The sequence below is a fragment of the Pseudomonas sp. Pseusp21 genome (assembly GCF_059492145.1).
The window spans coordinates 1,121,907-1,135,289 of sequence record NZ_CP168520.1; the positions used below are offsets into that span (position 1 = coordinate 1,121,907).

Genomic DNA, 13,383 nt, shown 5'->3' on the forward strand with positions numbered 1-13,383 from the left:
CTCCCAAAAAATGCGGCTACTCTGTTTTACCGAGAATGTTCCGGAGGTGATCATGCGGCTCAATGAATACGAACACGAACTTCAACGTGACCTGCAAAGCGTGGCATCGGACTTGAGATGGTCGGCGGTGGACCTCAAGCGCATTGCCGAGCAATTGCGCCAGTCGGGCAACGAGGCGGACGCCCAGGCGGTCCTGCGATCCTGCGAGGTGCTGCAAAGCGATGAAGAGCGCCTGCAACTGTATGCCCGGGAAGTGAAAGCCCGCGCCATCAGCCGAACCAAAGTCCACTGAAACCCACCCGGTCCACAACAAAAAGCCCCGGACATCCGGGGCTTTTTCTCCACAGGCCTTCAGCCTGTCTTGCGACCGCGTACACGGCTTTTGTACCCCGGCAGTGCGGCGGCGTAGGCCAGCGCTTCTTCGCGACTGGCAAACGAAGCGAGCCGGTCACCCTGCGTGCAGACCCGCCACGGGCCGTTGTTCACGCTGAGTACGTCGTAGCCATTCATGTGCATTTTGTTCAGCATCGCCATGCTCATAGGCACCTCCTGTCTTCTAACGAACTTTTGCACCTTACACCCGCAACGCGCAATCGTGCCGACCGGACGTCGCACCGCAGCCGCGTCAAGTCTCCGGCACTTTTGCCGCTGCCGGGCACTCAGAAGCTCTAAACCGGCAGCGGCCCAAATATTGCTAATTCATGACAGATTTATGACAAACGGCAATCGGGTAACACATGAAAGTACGAGCAACCGTCATATGCGAACAGGATCGACACATTCTCCTGGTGCGCAAACCCAGATGCCGCTGGACGCTTCCGGGGGGCACCGTCGAACCGGGAGAGACCCGCGCGCAAGCCGCCGCCCGAGAACTCAAGGAAGAGACCGGCCTGGACAGCGATGACATGCTTTATCTGATGGAGTTGCAGAACGGCAGCACCCGCCACCACGTCTACGAGGCGTCGGTGCTGAACATTGAGCAGGTTCGCCCGCTGAACGAGATCGTCGACTGCCTCTGGCACCCGCTGGATGCGGTGCAGAATCTGAACGTCAGTGACGCCACGCTGAGCATCGTCCGCGCCTTTCAACGACGCCTTTGACTCTCAGCCGGCGAACGCCCGGCGTCCGGCGCTCATTTCCGTGCGCAATTCACCGATGAAATTGGAGATGTCACGAATGGTGACCAGATGCTCAGGAGAAACACCATTGAGCAGCAACTCGACACGCCCGCTGTCGGGTTCGTAAACCTTGATCTGCAAGAGGCCCTGCGCCGTTTCGGTGCAGTCGCAATACAACGGCGAAAAGCCGGATTCGACGATGCGGCAAATGTCGGCAATGGCAATCATGGGGGCACGCCTCACAGGCTTTGGCTCGGGCGACCCGATCAGCATAGATGAGCTTTCACTGCCCCGCCCCTGCCGCCCAGTGTAAAAATTGCCAACCGCTTCACAACTTCAAATCGCGGTTCTCAATGGGCGTCATGGTCCCAGATCCAGTTCCATATTCCCGGCAGATTCACCGGTTTCGACGACTCGCGCACCGTGCGCGCCAGCGCAGCTTTTTCCAGCGCCGCGCGATCGTCATAGAACGGTTTGCCTGCCAGTCGTACGCCGGTGGCGGCGGCACTGTCGAGCAGAATCTGCAGATACTCGCGGGTGTGGCGCGCGGTGTAGCGGTTGAGGTCATGGAAGGTCACCACCACCGGAATCACCCCGTCCACAGTGGGCAGTTCGCCAAGAGCAATCCGTTCGCGGACTTCCGACAGTTGTCGCAGCATGTTCGCCCGCCGCCGGGGGCTGGCGTTGAAGCCCCAGATCTTGCCGTCGTTGGCGCTCAGGTCGGTCAGCAACACCTGCATATGGTGCAGCTGATAGGCGGCGAAGGTGCGTTTGTCGTAGTTCCAGAATGGCGGACGCAATAACGTCGGCGGCGCGCCAGTGATTGCCGCGATGTCCGCCGAACCGTTGGTCAGCGAGGTTTCGAGTTCTTGGGGATCGAGCAATCGATGATTGGTGTGCCAATGGGTGGCGGTGTGAAAGCCCAGAATGTGCCCTTCAGCGTGCTCGCGGCGCATGACTCGCCGACCGATCTCGCTGTTGCCCGCTCGGGGTGCGCGGGTCTGGACGAAAAACACCGCTTTGATCCCCGGTTGCAGCGGGTTGTCCTTGAGGCTGTCGAGTACGGTGTCGGTGGGGTTGAAAAGACTGGAAGCGCTGGGGCCGTCATCGAAGGTCAATAGAAAGCGCACAGGCGCCTGAGTCTTGAGCCGGGCTTCGGTCTGCGCGGTCATTTCGATGGGAGCGGCGATGCATCCGGCCAACCCGACGGCTACCGCCATCGCACAGAAAAGCTTGAACCACTGTGTCATGTTTTGCCTTGAGCCCGACCGTTGCGGTCATGTTGTCGATTGGCAAAACTCCTTCGCCGCTGCTGCCTCCCTGCGACCCATTGAGATGGGCCGAGGTTGGATAAAGATACACAGGGTTTGGTTCCGGCGCTCGCTCAGCGCGCCAGCGCCTGTTGAAACGAGCTGTCGATGATACCGGCCGTGGCCAGCGGAGCCGGCAGCGCCTTGACCTTGAACAGGAAGTCGGCCGTGCTTTGCAGATCGGCGGCAGCCTGCTGATCCACCGGGCCGACCGTCATGTGCGCCTGGCGCAACCAGTGCCGCGAAACCTGTTGATCGAGGTTGGCCTTCTTCGCCCACAGGTCGGCGTACTCGTCGGTGTGGCTGTCGACCCAGGCCCTGGCCTGCTTCAAACGTCCGAGGAAATCGGCGATCGCTTCGCGCTTGCTGTCGATGGACGGCGCAGACGCGGCGATGGCGCTCAAGCCCGGCATCAGGTTTTTCGCCGTGAGAATCGGCCGGGCGCCGGAGAAAACGATCTGCTGGGAAATGTACGGCTCCCATACCGGGAACGCGTCAATGCTGCCTTGCGGTAGCGCGGCCGCCGCATCGATTGGCATCAGTTTGACGAAGTCGACGTAATTTTCCGGCAAACCGCCCTGCTCCAGTGCCCGCAAGGTCAGTTGCTGACTCCAGGCACCCGGCCAGTAAGCGACTTTTTTGCCCTTCAGGTCCTCGATAGTTTTCACCGGAGAATCCTTGGGCACCAACAGCGCGATGGTGTCCGGATTCTGTCGTGACACACCGATCAGCTTAACCGGCGCTTGTTTAGCGGCCAGAAACAGAAAACCCGAATCCCCCAGGAAACCCAGATCCAGCGACCCGGTCTGCAACGCTTCGGCCAACGGAGCAGCGGCCTGGAAGTGTTTCCAGTCAACCGTGTAAGGCGTGTCCTTCAATACGCCGGACGCTTCTATGGACGCGCGGATGTTGTAGTAATTCTGGTCGCCGACGTGCAGGACCAAGGGTTCGGCAGCGTAGGTCAATGGCGTGGCAAACAGTGCGCTGGTCAACGCGGCGCGTAGGAAACGTGAGAGCTTCATGGCGAGTCCTGCAGAAGGGATTTTTATAGACCATAACGCTCTTACAAATGAGATTTGAAATTCTATTAGCGCATAAGCTCAGCACCTTCCAGTTGCACTGTTTGCCGAGCAACAGTGGCTCGGCACAGTGTTTTCCCTGCAACACTTCAAACCTGCAAAACCGGCGTCACCCCCCGTAAATACGGGACAAAACGTACATGGCACAGAGCCTGCAATATTCCATTCATGCAGGAAGCATTCGATAAAAATATCTTTTTGGACATAAGAATCTGTTGCCTTGCCGGAGCGTGCCCATGAAACCCTTCTTACCGTTTTCCCGCGTCAAAACGCTGCTCGCGGCCTGCGCTGTAGCCCTGAGCCTGCAACCTCTGGCCCACGCTGCCGAAGCGCCGCCGGCCGAAGTGCATCTGGATTACGCCTATTACTCGCCGGTCAGCCTGGCGCTGAAACATCTGGGCTACCTGGAAAAAGCCTTGCCCCAGAGCAAAGTCAGCTGGGTGCTGAGCCAGGGCAGCAACCGCTCGCTGGAATACCTCAACAGCGGCGGCGTGGATTTCGCCTCGTCGGCCAGCCTCGCCGCCGTGCTCAGTCGCGCCAATGGCAGCCCGATCAAATCGGTCTACGTCTACAGCCGCGCCGAGTGGACCGCGCTGGTGGTGCGCAAGGACTCGCCGATCCAGTCTGTCGCCGACCTCAAGGGCAAGAAAATCGCCGCCACCAAAGGCACCGATCCGTACCTGTTTACCCTGCGCACCCTGCAACAGGCCGGGCTGAAAAAGGACGACGTGGAACTGGTGCACCTGCAGCACCCGGACGGCCGCACCGCGCTGGAGAAAGGCGATGTCGACGCCTGGGCCGGCCTCGATCCGCACATGGCCGCCAGTCAGGTGCAGGCCGGTTCGCGCCTGCTGTACCGCAATCGCGACTTCAACAGCTACGGCGTGGTCAGCGTCACCGAGCAATACGCCAAGCAACACCCGCAAACCATCGACACCGTGATCAAGGCCTATGAGCAGGCCCGCGAGTGGTCGGTGAAGAACCCCGACGAATTGGCCAAATTGCTCGCCAGCGAATCCGGTCTGCCGCTGGACGTGGCCAAACTGCAATTGTCGCGCACCGACCTGAGCAGCCCGCAGTTGACCGCCAGGGACGTGCTGGCCTCGAAAGCCGCCGCGCCGATTCTGGTCTCCGAAGAACTGGTGCGCCGTGGGGTGAATGTCGATCAGGTCATCGATCAGTTGATCGACACCGGTTTCCAGCAAGTCGCCGCCGCCCAATAACCGATCAGGCTCACAACAAGTCCGCGCCCGTCGCGGATTTGTCGTGAGCGGAGAACCATCCATGAGCAACGACTTGCCCGCCCGCCTCGCCGTGCCGGCACCACACCGAAAACTCCCACTGCTGAATCCGCTCTGGCGTCGGCGCCTTAAAGGCCTGGCCCTGCCACTGCTGATCGTGATCGCCCTCGAATTCATCGTGCGCATCGGCTGGCTGCCGTCCTACCAGATGCCGGCGCCGAGCGAGATCGCCCTGACCCTCACCGACCTGGCCGAAGGCGCCCTGTGGAAACACATCGGCGCCAGCCTGATTCGCGTGCTGCTGGGGTTTGCCATCGGCGCGAGCCTGGCGCTGGTGTTTGCCGCGTGGGTCGGCCTGAGCCGTGAAGCCGAGGCTTATCTGGAACCGACGTTCGCCGCACTGCGGTCGATTCCCAGCCTGGCCTGGGTGCCGCTGTTGCTGCTATGGCTGGGGATCGACGAGACCTCGAAAATCGTTCTGATCGCCATCGGCGCGTTCTTCCCGGTGTACGTCAACGTAGTCGCGGCGATCCGCAACATCGACCGCAAACTGGTGGAGGTCGGGCACATCTACGGCTTCAGCCCGCTGCAACTGGTGCGACGGATACTGTTGCCCGCCGCCCTGCCCGGCCTGTTCACAGGGTTGCGCAGCGGCATGAGCCTGTCGTGGATGTTTCTGGTGGCGGCCGAGCTGATCGCCGCGACCAAGGGGCTGGGTTACCTGCTCAGTGACGGTCGCGAAACTTCGCGGCCGGACATCGTGCTGGCCGCGATCATCGTCCTGGCGCTGCTGGGCAAACTCAGCGACGGTCTGCTGGCCGTGCTGGAACGTCGCTGGCTGGTCTGGCGCGACGCGTTCACCGGCCAGGGCAGCAAGGATTGAACCGTGCAACTAAGCTCAAACCTTCAGGCAGCTGTTCGCCGGAGGGTCGGCCGATGTGCGGAAGACTGTCGCAATACCGGGGTATCCACGATTTCGTCGCAGTGCTGAGTATTCCCGATGCGCTGATCAATCACGTCGGCGACGCCCCGCTGGCGCATTACAACGCCGCGCCCACCACGTCACTGGCGATCCTTCATCAGCACCAACAACGGCTATACGCCGACAATCTGCGCTGGGGCTGGCGCCCGCACTGGGCCAGGGATCGCGCTGCACCGATCAACGCGCGGCTGGAAAAAGTCGCCCACGGACCGTTCTTTCGAGCGATCTGGCGTCATCGACTGATCGTGCCGGTCGACAACTGGTTCGAGTGGGTCGATGCACCCGACAAGAGCCGACAGCCCTGGCTGATTCGTCGGGCCGATCACCAGCCGGTTTTCTGCGCCGCCATCGGCCAGTTTCCGATACCCGGCGAACCTTCACGGGAAGACGACGGCTTCGTCATCATTACCGCCAACAGCGAAGGCGGCTTGCTCGATGTGCATGACCGGCGCCCGATTGTGCTGCGCCCTGACCGGGTTCAGGAATGGCTCGATCCCGCCACGCCCACAGAGCGTGCCGAGCAGATGCTGTTGTTCGAAGCCGAGCCCAGCGAAGCGTTCCAATGGCACAAAGTCGGCAAAGCGGTGGGCAACTCCCGCAATCAGGGTGCGGAATTGATTGATGCCGTACCGTAAATAAATGTCGACGTGGTGCGTTATCAAAAGCAGGAATTCACGAATCGAATCCTGCGTGTTACACGCGGTGTTTCAAACGCGAAACATTCAACCTAAACAGTCGTTTGATTGAACTAACCGCCTGTCTGACATTTCAACCGTCATACATACATTTACAAACACTACGGATAGCATGCGCGCCGCATTTCCTTTTGGCATACCAGTTGACCAAAGAGTCAGCAAAACCAGGAATCCCCCACAAACTTACAAGCCTTGCAGAGAACCAAGTTGCGCGACGATTTTGCAATCAAACAGGTCACAGGCCTGAAGTGTATTCATCTGTCCACGACAGAACGCTTTGAACTCGACTGTTTTATCGGCCACTACATAAAGACTCGAAACCTGCGTGACGTACCCGATATCGACCGCATCCTGCGCGCCACCCTCGAAAGCTATCCCTGCCACCCGCCGGTGATGGTCAACGAGCTGAATGCCTGGATCGACAAGACCTTGGGTTATCGGGCCTCCCACCCCGATTTCACGCAGCTGGAAGATCTTTGATAAAACGAAAAGCCCCGCAATCGCGGGGCTTTTCGTTGTGGCGTTCAGGGTTTCAGCGGGCGTTCCTGATCACGGTCGGACAACTCGCGGCTGTCGTCATGCTTCCAGGTCTGCTCCTTGTGTTTCTCCCGCTCGAGCTCTTCTTCACTCGGTTCGTCATCTTCTTCGGGACGTTTCTGCTCGGTTGCCATGTTCACCTCGCTAATGGAATTCATCCATTAAGCGTAGAACTTAAAGCCACCAGCGCAATAGAAAGAAGAACGCCATGCTCAACAGCATGCTGAGCAATGTATTACGCGTGTAGATCACCAGGCCGATTGCCACTAGTGAACTCAGCAGATAAGGGTTGTCCCACTGCAGATTCAGTTGTTTGTCTGGCATGAATACAATCGGCCCGCAAATCGCAGTCAACATGCCCGGAACGGCAAAACCGAGAAATTGCCGCGCGTTGCTGCTCAGACGCACCGGCAAACGTGGTTCGAGAAACACGTAACGGTTGAGGAACACCAGAATCCCCATGCCGATAATCACTGCCCAGACCATCATGTGCGCTCCCGATACAGCTTGTTGCAGATAAACCCGGCGGTCATTCCGGCCAGTCCCGACAGCACCAGCGCCGAACCCCATTGCCAGTAACTGAACAACACCGAGCAGAACAGCGACACCGCCACGCAGACCACCGTCGGCACATTGCGCACCACCGGGGTGATCAATGCGATGAAGGTGGCGGCAATCGAGAAGTCCAGCCCCAGGTGCTCAAGCCCCGGAATGCTGCTGCCGAGCACGATGCCGGCCAGGGTAAAAAGGTTCCAGGCGATGTAGAACGTCAGGCCGACGCCCAGGGCGTACCAGCGGTTGAACTGCTGACGATCGTGCTGACTGGTCAGCGCGAACAGCTCGTCAGTGAGCAAAAAGCCCAAGCCGATGCGCCAACGTCCCGGCAACGGCGAAATCACCTGACGCATGCTCATGCCGTAAAGCAAGTGCTGCGAGGTCAGCAGCAGCGTGGTCAGCAGAATCGAGAAAATCCCGGCGCCGCCCTTGAGCATGCCGATCGCCACCAATTGCGCAGCGCCGGCAAACACGATGCTCGACAGGCCCTGCCCTTGCAGCGGCGTGAGGTTGGCTTCGATCGCCATGGAGCCGGCCAGCAGCCCCCACGGCGCGGTCGCCAGGGATAACGGCATGATCGCCGCGGCGCCGTGAAGGAAGGCACTGCGCGGCATTAATGAGTCAGACATAACACGCTTCAACCGTGAGACAAGGCCCCGGACTCTGCCAGCAAACGCCTTTTCATGGCTTGAACAATCTTGCGCAGTTGGCGCAAATCCTTCCTTCCGTCAGTCGTTTACGGGCGTAACATGGCAACCACTCACACACGCGTCAGGGAGACGACATGCTGTATCGAATAGCCGCCGACGGGCTGGTGCTGTTTCATTTGCTGTTCATTCTGTTCGTGCTGTTCGGCGGACTGCTGGTGCTCAAGTGGCCGCGGCTGATGTGGCTGCATTTGCCAGCAGCGGCCTGGGGCGTGGCGGTCGAGGTGTTGCACCTGACCTGTCCGCTGACCTATTGGGAAAACCTGATGCGCCACGCTGCCGGGCAGACCGAATACGCGGGTGGTTTCATCGAACATTACGTCTGGCCGATCATCTACCCGGCCGGGCTGACACCGCAAATTCAACTGGTGCTGGGCAGCGTAGTGCTGGTGGTCAACCTGCTGGTCTACGGGCGCCTGATTCGCCGCTGGAAACTGCGTCGCGCCGCGCGCATTCCGTTTTAACGCGCTTTCAAGGTTTCCAGCCAGGCCGGATCGAGGCGCGTCTGATCGGTGTCCAGACCGAGCGCCTCCATCCGCGTCTTGTGCGCTTCGACTTCCCGGTGCAATTGCGCGTGATCGCTGGAGTTGCCGTCCAGTTCATGCATCTGGGTCAACCCAAGGTGATAGAAACGCAGCACCTTCATCGCCACCGGATCACCCTTCTCCACCGCCGCCGTCACCTGATGCATCACGTTGGTGACGCTCATCAGGCTGCGCTTGAGCCGCCAGCCATACACCGCCGGAGCCATCCAGGTCTGATTCCAGAAACGCCCGCGCAGCAACGCCGCCGTCAGCAGAAATGCGCCAAATACCCCGCCGATATTGAACCGCAGATTATCCCCGCCCGGCTCGCCGAACAGCGCCACCGCCGCCGTCGAAAACGCCATCGCCAGCACCAGAAACAGCACCGCGATGATCAGCGTGCTGCGCCGGGTCTGCTGGCGATAAGTGATGGCATCGATCGGTTGAATCTCGAACATCGCGACAGGCTTCCATGGCTTGAAATAAAAAGAGGCCGGCGCATTATCGCCTCTGAGGCGGATTTAGCTATGCTGGAGCGCCTTTTCATCTTTTCAAAGTCCAACGGGGACATGGCGATACCACGCAGATCGTGCCATCTTCATTCATGGATACACACTATTCAGATGCCATTGGCCGTGCCGGCAATGACATCGTTTTAAGGATCACTGCATGACCCAACGACACGTAATCAATGCCTCGGTCAGCCCGAAAGGCAGCCTCGAAACCCTTTCCCAACGTGAAGTTCAGCAACTGAGCCAGGCCGGAACCGGCAGCACCTACACCCTCTTTCGCCAGTGCGCCCTGGCCATCCTCAATACTGGCGCCCATGTCGACAACGCAAAAACCATTCTTGAAGCCTACAAAGACTTCGAAATCCGCATCCACCAGCAGGATCGCGGTGTGCGCCTGGAACTGCTGAACGCCCCGGCCGACGCCTTCGTCGACGGCGAAATGATCGCCAGCACCCGGGAAATGCTGTTCAGCGCCCTGCGCGACATCGTCTACACCGAAAACGAACTCGACGCCCTGAGCATCGACCTCAGCACCTCCCAGGGCATCAGCGACTACGTCTTCCACCTGCTGCGCAACGCGCGCACCCTGCGTCCGGGCGTCGAGCCGAAAATCGTCGTGTGCTGGGGCGGCCACTCGATCAACACCGAAGAATACAAATACACCAAGAAAGTCGGCCACGAACTGGGCCTGCGCAGCCTCGACATCTGCACCGGCTGCGGCCCCGGCGTCATGAAAGGCCCGATGAAAGGCGCGACCATCGCCCACGCCAAGCAACGCATTCATGGCGGCCGTTACCTCGGTCTGACCGAGCCGGGCATCATCGCCGCCGAAGCGCCGAACCCGATCGTCAACGAGCTGGTGATCCTGCCGGACATCGAAAAACGTCTGGAAGCTTTCGTCCGCGTCGGCCACGGCATCATCATCTTCCCGGGCGGCGCCGGCACTGCCGAAGAGTTCCTGTACCTGCTGGGCATCCTGATGCACCCGGACAACGCCGGCCTGCCGTTCCCGGTGATCCTGACCGGGCCGAAACATGCCGCGCCATACCTGGAACAACTGGACGCCTTCGTCACCGCCACCCTCGGCGAAGCGGCGAAAAAGCACTACGAAATCATCATCGACAACCCGGCGGAAGTGGCGCGGCAGATGACCGCGGGCCTGAAGGCCGTGAAGCAGTTCCGCCGCGAACGCGCCGATGCATTCCACTTCAACTGGCTGCTGAAGATCGACGAAGGCTTCCAGCGCCCGTTCGATCCGACCCACGAGAACATGGCCAACCTCAAGCTGCACCGCGATCAGCCGCCCCACGAACTGGCGGCCAACCTGCGCCGCGCGTTCTCCGGGATCGTCGCCGGCAACGTCAAGGACAAGGGCATTCGTCTGATCGAGGAACACGGGCCGTATCAGATCCGTGGCGACGCCGCGATCATGCAGCCGCTCGATCTGCTGCTCAAAGCCTTCGTCGCCCAGCACCGGATGAAACTGCCGGGCGGCGCGGCGTATGTGCCGTGCTATCGCGTGGTGTCCTGACCCGAAGAGACAGGTGCCCCAAGCGCAACGCTTCGGCACTCCTTATAAAAAGAGCGAACCATGGATCACATCAACCACATCCTGATCGTCGACGATGACCGCGAGATCCGCGAGCTGGTCGGCAATTACCTGACCAAGAACGGCCTGCGCAGCACCGTGGTCGCCGATGGCCGGCAGATGCGCAGTTTTCTGGAAGCCAACACGGTCGACCTGATCGTGCTCGACATCATGCTCCCCGGCGATGACGGGCTGGTACTGTGCCGCGAGTTGCGTGCCGGCAAGCATAAGGCGATCCCGATCCTGATGCTCACCGCCCGCGACGACCAGACAGACCGAATCCTCGGCCTGGAAATGGGCGCTGATGATTACCTGACCAAACCCTTCGCCGCCCGCGAGCTGCTGGCGCGGATCAATGCCGTGCTGCGCCGCACGCGAATGCTGCCGCCCAATCTGCTGATCACCGAAACCGGACGCCTGCTCGCGTTCGGCCGCTGGCGCCTGGACACCACCGCCCGCCACCTGCTCGATGAAGACGACACCATGGTCGCCCTCAGTGGCGCCGAGTATCGCCTGCTCCGGGTGTTTCTCGATCATCCGCAACGGGTGCTCAGCCGCGATCAATTGCTGAACTTGACCCAGGGGCGCGACGCCGACCTGTTCGACCGCTCCATCGATTTGCTGGTCAGCCGCCTGCGTCAGCGTCTGCTGGACGACTCCCGCGAGCCGACCTACATCAAGACCGTGCGCAACGAGGGTTATGTGTTCTCCTTCGCCGTGGAGATGCTCGCCGAATCCTGATGGATTTGTATCACTCTGTATAAATTCGCCGCGCAGATACGTAACCGGTGTTTTTGGGCCGTAACACCACATATCAGCGATACACCTTCGCGTTTGAATGAACCCACCAGAAAGCACTGGTTCACTCATCATCAAACGCAAGGAGAAGCACCATGTTCAAGTCCTCGAAATCCCTGGTACTCGCAATCAGCCTGCTCGGTGGCCTGGCCCTGACCGACCTGGCGTCCGCCAGCTCCCAGCCGCTGGTTGCAGAATACGGCTCGGAAAACCTGCAGAAGGATCGCGTAGCCGAAGGTGGCGCGGATCGCTTGCAGGAACTGCGTGAACGCGTGGCTGAAGGCGGCGCGGATCGCTTGCAGGAACTGCGTGAACGCGTCGCTGAAGGTGGCGCCGACCGCTTGCAGGAACTGCGCGAACGTTCGGCCCGCAGCGTACTGGTCGCCGAGAACCGTCCCGAGTTCGGTTCCAAATACCAGCGCTACTGATCGTTTGTACCCGCCGTTGTCGATTCCTGCCGGGGGCGCTCTGCCCCCGCAGCGATCACTACCGATAAGCCTTGTTCTCTGACACAAAAGCCCCGCTGTTTCCCCACGACAGTCATCACTGCTCGTACTAAGCTGCGCGATTGATTTGTTCAGGGACGATCCATGAAACGATTTGCCGCTTGTCTGCTGTCCATGCTGGCCCTGACGGCCACTGCGGCGGACCTGCAACTGCTCACCGACAACCACCCGCCCCTGCATTTCATGCAAGGCAATCAGCTCGCGGGATTCGGTGTGGACGTGGTGCAGGCCCTGGCAACCCAGACCGGCGATCGTATCCATCTGCAACAAGTCCCGCTGCTGCGCGCCCTGCGCATGGCCAGCGACACGCCCGACACCGGCGTATTCACCGTGCTGCGTACCGATGAGCGCGACGATCGCTATCAATGGGTCGGGCCGCTGATCGAAGTCGAAACCGCGCTATACGCCCGCGACAATCTCCAGCCTCCCGTGCACAGCCTGCGTGAAGCCGATCACCTGGGCCGGATCACCGTGCCGCGCAAATGGCTGGTCTACAGCTACCTGCAAGGGCAAGACCTGAACAACCTCTACGGCGTGGAAACCCCGGAGCAGATGATGCGACTGTTCAGCCTGGGGCGTACCGATTTCGTGGTCTCCGATACCTGGTCCAAAGCCGCCCTCGCCCGCGAACAAGGCCTGGAGCCGGGACGCTTGCAGTACCAGATCCCGCTGATGAAACAGAACACCTACATTGCCTTTTCGCCGCAAACCGATCCGAAACAGGTCGCACGCTGGCAGCAGGCGCTGGATACATTGCGGGCCGATGGCCGTCTGGAGCAGCTGCGCCAGCGCTGGCTGAGCAATACCCTACCGCGCTGATCGCGCATCAACACCTTCGATAACAACTATGCGCAAGGGTGTTTTCACATCAAAACCCTCCAGCACTACAGTGGGCCCCATCTTCTCCCCACTCTCTGGAGCAACATCATGAAAGACATCATCGCACTCGGCTTCATCGTTTCCCTGATCGGCGCCACCTCCGCCATCGCTGCCCCACACGCCAGCACTCCAGTTGTCGCGGCTGCGACCGTTGGCCAGTCCGGCACCCTGAACGTCGACACCGTCAGCAACGACGCCGAACACCAAGGCCTCAAACTGCAACAGAACGCCGAACAGACCAAACTGTACGTCGCGGAAAACCGCCCGGAATTCGGTTCCAAATATCAGCGCTACTGAGTGATCGGTTTGAGCTGCCAGAAACAGGAAACCCCGCCGAAGCGGGGTTTCTTGC

The 13,383-nt window shown here is 60.2% G+C and carries 20 protein-coding genes; 12 read left to right on the forward strand and 8 right to left on the reverse strand.

Annotated elements, in window-relative coordinates; genetic code table 11:
- Window positions 1-52 precede the first annotated feature (52 nt).
- The gene (locus ACEN93_RS04790) at window positions 53-292 is read left to right on the forward strand and encodes a hypothetical protein (RefSeq protein ID WP_007950501.1); all 240 of its coding nucleotides are present in this window, start codon (window positions 53-55) and stop codon (window positions 290-292) included.
- Window positions 293-351: 59 nt separating this feature from the next.
- On the opposite strand, the gene ACEN93_RS04795 is transcribed toward ACEN93_RS04790, so the two are convergent.
- Window positions 352-540: a hypothetical protein gene (locus tag ACEN93_RS04795; RefSeq protein WP_039766970.1), complete on the reverse strand. Its 189-nt coding sequence runs from the start codon at window positions 538-540 to the stop codon at window positions 352-354.
- Between the two features lie 197 nt (window positions 541-737).
- Between ACEN93_RS04795 and ACEN93_RS04800 the strand changes: the two genes are divergently transcribed.
- Window positions 738-1,100, forward strand: a complete 363-nt coding sequence (locus tag ACEN93_RS04800; protein WP_039766972.1) for an NUDIX hydrolase — start codon at window positions 738-740, stop codon at window positions 1,098-1,100.
- Between the two features lie 3 nt (window positions 1,101-1,103).
- Here ACEN93_RS04800 and ACEN93_RS04805 read toward each other — a convergent pair whose 3' ends face one another.
- From ACEN93_RS04805 to ACEN93_RS04815, 3 genes are all read right to left on the reverse strand, one after another.
- A complete protein-coding gene (locus tag ACEN93_RS04805; RefSeq protein ID WP_011334667.1) occupies window positions 1,104-1,346 on the reverse strand; it encodes a DUF1652 domain-containing protein in 243 nt (80 codons plus the stop codon).
- Between the two features lie 122 nt (window positions 1,347-1,468).
- On the reverse strand, window positions 1,469-2,368 hold the full coding sequence (locus tag ACEN93_RS04810) for a polysaccharide deacetylase family protein (RefSeq protein ID WP_074688681.1): 900 nt from the start codon (window positions 2,366-2,368) through the stop codon (window positions 1,469-1,471).
- A 134-nt stretch (window positions 2,369-2,502) separates the two neighbouring features.
- Window positions 2,503-3,450, reverse strand: coding sequence for an ABC transporter substrate-binding protein (locus tag ACEN93_RS04815; RefSeq protein ID WP_039766976.1), 948 nt, complete (start codon window positions 3,448-3,450; stop codon window positions 2,503-2,505).
- A gap of 293 nt (window positions 3,451-3,743) precedes the next feature.
- Here ACEN93_RS04815 and ACEN93_RS04820 point away from each other — a divergent pair, with 293 nt between their 5' ends.
- The 4 genes from ACEN93_RS04820 to ACEN93_RS04835 all read left to right on the forward strand — a co-directional run bounded on the left by ACEN93_RS04820 (window position 3,744) and on the right by ACEN93_RS04835 (window position 6,905).
- Entirely contained in the window at window positions 3,744-4,730 is a 987-nt protein-coding gene (locus ACEN93_RS04820) for an aliphatic sulfonate ABC transporter substrate-binding protein (protein ID WP_039766977.1), read from the forward strand.
- 61 nt (window positions 4,731-4,791) lie between these two features.
- Window positions 4,792-5,631, forward strand: a complete 840-nt coding sequence (locus tag ACEN93_RS04825) for an ABC transporter permease (protein ID WP_134333925.1) — start codon at window positions 4,792-4,794, stop codon at window positions 5,629-5,631.
- Between the two features lie 53 nt (window positions 5,632-5,684).
- Complete coding sequence (locus ACEN93_RS04830; protein WP_134333924.1) at window positions 5,685-6,365, forward strand: SOS response-associated peptidase; 681 nt, start codon at window positions 5,685-5,687, stop codon at window positions 6,363-6,365.
- A gap of 267 nt (window positions 6,366-6,632) precedes the next feature.
- Entirely contained in the window at window positions 6,633-6,905 is a 273-nt protein-coding gene (locus ACEN93_RS04835; protein WP_134333923.1) for a hypothetical protein, read from the forward strand.
- A 44-nt stretch (window positions 6,906-6,949) separates the two neighbouring features.
- On the opposite strand, the gene ACEN93_RS04840 is transcribed toward ACEN93_RS04835, so the two are convergent.
- The 3 genes from ACEN93_RS04840 to ACEN93_RS04850 are packed head-to-tail and all read right to left on the reverse strand — an operon-like array spanning window position 6,950 to window position 8,146.
- Window positions 6,950-7,096 carry a hypothetical protein gene (locus ACEN93_RS04840; RefSeq protein ID WP_166742325.1) on the reverse strand — a complete coding sequence of 49 codons (147 nt, stop codon included), beginning with the start codon at window positions 7,094-7,096 and terminating at the stop codon, window positions 6,950-6,952.
- A 40-nt stretch (window positions 7,097-7,136) separates the two neighbouring features.
- Window positions 7,137-7,448: an AzlD domain-containing protein gene (locus ACEN93_RS04845; RefSeq protein WP_166742327.1), complete on the reverse strand. Its 312-nt coding sequence runs from the start codon at window positions 7,446-7,448 to the stop codon at window positions 7,137-7,139.
- A complete protein-coding gene (locus ACEN93_RS04850; protein ID WP_064597377.1) occupies window positions 7,448-8,146 on the reverse strand; it encodes an AzlC family ABC transporter permease in 699 nt (232 codons plus the stop codon). The genes ACEN93_RS04845 and ACEN93_RS04850 overlap by 1 nt, the downstream gene beginning before the upstream one ends.
- A gap of 155 nt (window positions 8,147-8,301) precedes the next feature.
- Between ACEN93_RS04850 and ACEN93_RS04855 the strand changes: the two genes are divergently transcribed.
- Window positions 8,302-8,688, forward strand: a complete 387-nt coding sequence (locus ACEN93_RS04855) for a DUF2784 domain-containing protein (protein WP_039766992.1) — start codon at window positions 8,302-8,304, stop codon at window positions 8,686-8,688.
- On the opposite strand, the gene ACEN93_RS04860 is transcribed toward ACEN93_RS04855, so the two are convergent.
- A complete protein-coding gene (locus ACEN93_RS04860) occupies window positions 8,685-9,206 on the reverse strand; it encodes a DUF3087 domain-containing protein (RefSeq protein WP_134333922.1) in 522 nt (173 codons plus the stop codon). The two genes, ACEN93_RS04855 and ACEN93_RS04860, sit on opposite strands and share 4 nt — an antisense overlap.
- A 211-nt stretch (window positions 9,207-9,417) precedes the next feature.
- On the opposite strand from ACEN93_RS04860, the gene ppnN reads away from it, so the two are divergent.
- The 5 genes from ppnN to ACEN93_RS04885 all read left to right on the forward strand — a co-directional run bounded on the left by ppnN (window position 9,418) and on the right by ACEN93_RS04885 (window position 13,328).
- Window positions 9,418-10,791 (forward strand): nucleotide 5'-monophosphate nucleosidase PpnN, encoded by a 1,374-nt coding sequence (gene ppnN / locus ACEN93_RS04865; protein ID WP_039766997.1) that lies wholly within the window; start codon window positions 9,418-9,420, stop codon window positions 10,789-10,791.
- Window positions 10,792-10,851: 60 nt separating this feature from the next.
- Complete coding sequence (locus ACEN93_RS04870) at window positions 10,852-11,589, forward strand: response regulator (protein WP_039766999.1); 738 nt, start codon at window positions 10,852-10,854, stop codon at window positions 11,587-11,589.
- A gap of 152 nt (window positions 11,590-11,741) precedes the next feature.
- Window positions 11,742-12,074, forward strand: a complete 333-nt coding sequence (locus ACEN93_RS04875; RefSeq protein ID WP_074688692.1) for a hypothetical protein — start codon at window positions 11,742-11,744, stop codon at window positions 12,072-12,074.
- A gap of 162 nt (window positions 12,075-12,236) precedes the next feature.
- A complete protein-coding gene (locus ACEN93_RS04880; protein ID WP_074688694.1) occupies window positions 12,237-12,971 on the forward strand; it encodes a substrate-binding periplasmic protein in 735 nt (244 codons plus the stop codon).
- 108 nt (window positions 12,972-13,079) lie between these two features.
- Window positions 13,080-13,328 (forward strand): hypothetical protein, encoded by a 249-nt coding sequence (locus tag ACEN93_RS04885; protein ID WP_039767006.1) that lies wholly within the window; start codon window positions 13,080-13,082, stop codon window positions 13,326-13,328.
- Window positions 13,329-13,383 lie beyond the last annotated feature (55 nt).

Excerpts from the sequence above, each read along its gene's own strand:
- ACEN93_RS04790 (WP_007950501.1), top strand. The coding sequence starts at position 53 with ATGCGGCTCAATGAATACGAACACGAACTTCAACGTGACCTGCAAAGC.
- ACEN93_RS04795 (WP_039766970.1), bottom strand. The coding sequence starts at position 540 with ATGAGCATGGCGATGCTGAACAAAATGCACATGAATGGCTACGACGTA.
- ACEN93_RS04800 (WP_039766972.1), top strand. The coding sequence starts at position 738 with ATGAAAGTACGAGCAACCGTCATATGCGAACAGGATCGACACATTCTC.
- ACEN93_RS04805 (WP_011334667.1), bottom strand. The coding sequence starts at position 1,346 with ATGATTGCCATTGCCGACATTTGCCGCATCGTCGAATCCGGCTTTTCG.
- ACEN93_RS04810 (WP_074688681.1), bottom strand. The coding sequence starts at position 2,368 with ATGACACAGTGGTTCAAGCTTTTCTGTGCGATGGCGGTAGCCGTCGGG.
- ACEN93_RS04815 (WP_039766976.1), bottom strand. The coding sequence starts at position 3,450 with ATGAAGCTCTCACGTTTCCTACGCGCCGCGTTGACCAGCGCACTGTTT.
- ACEN93_RS04820 (WP_039766977.1), top strand. The coding sequence starts at position 3,744 with ATGAAACCCTTCTTACCGTTTTCCCGCGTCAAAACGCTGCTCGCGGCC.
- ACEN93_RS04825 (WP_134333925.1), top strand. The coding sequence starts at position 4,792 with ATGAGCAACGACTTGCCCGCCCGCCTCGCCGTGCCGGCACCACACCGA.
- ACEN93_RS04830 (WP_134333924.1), top strand. The coding sequence starts at position 5,685 with ATGTGCGGAAGACTGTCGCAATACCGGGGTATCCACGATTTCGTCGCA.
- ACEN93_RS04840 (WP_166742325.1), bottom strand. The coding sequence starts at position 7,096 with ATGGCAACCGAGCAGAAACGTCCCGAAGAAGATGACGAACCGAGTGAA.
- ACEN93_RS04845 (WP_166742327.1), bottom strand. The coding sequence starts at position 7,448 with ATGGTCTGGGCAGTGATTATCGGCATGGGGATTCTGGTGTTCCTCAAC.
- ACEN93_RS04850 (WP_064597377.1), bottom strand. The coding sequence starts at position 8,146 with ATGTCTGACTCATTAATGCCGCGCAGTGCCTTCCTTCACGGCGCCGCG.
- ACEN93_RS04855 (WP_039766992.1), top strand. The coding sequence starts at position 8,302 with ATGCTGTATCGAATAGCCGCCGACGGGCTGGTGCTGTTTCATTTGCTG.
- ACEN93_RS04860 (WP_134333922.1), bottom strand. The coding sequence starts at position 9,206 with ATGTTCGAGATTCAACCGATCGATGCCATCACTTATCGCCAGCAGACC.
- ppnN (WP_039766997.1), top strand. The coding sequence starts at position 9,418 with ATGACCCAACGACACGTAATCAATGCCTCGGTCAGCCCGAAAGGCAGC.
- ACEN93_RS04870 (WP_039766999.1), top strand. The coding sequence starts at position 10,852 with ATGGATCACATCAACCACATCCTGATCGTCGACGATGACCGCGAGATC.
- ACEN93_RS04875 (WP_074688692.1), top strand. The coding sequence starts at position 11,742 with ATGTTCAAGTCCTCGAAATCCCTGGTACTCGCAATCAGCCTGCTCGGT.
- ACEN93_RS04880 (WP_074688694.1), top strand. The coding sequence starts at position 12,237 with ATGAAACGATTTGCCGCTTGTCTGCTGTCCATGCTGGCCCTGACGGCC.
- ACEN93_RS04885 (WP_039767006.1), top strand. The coding sequence starts at position 13,080 with ATGAAAGACATCATCGCACTCGGCTTCATCGTTTCCCTGATCGGCGCC.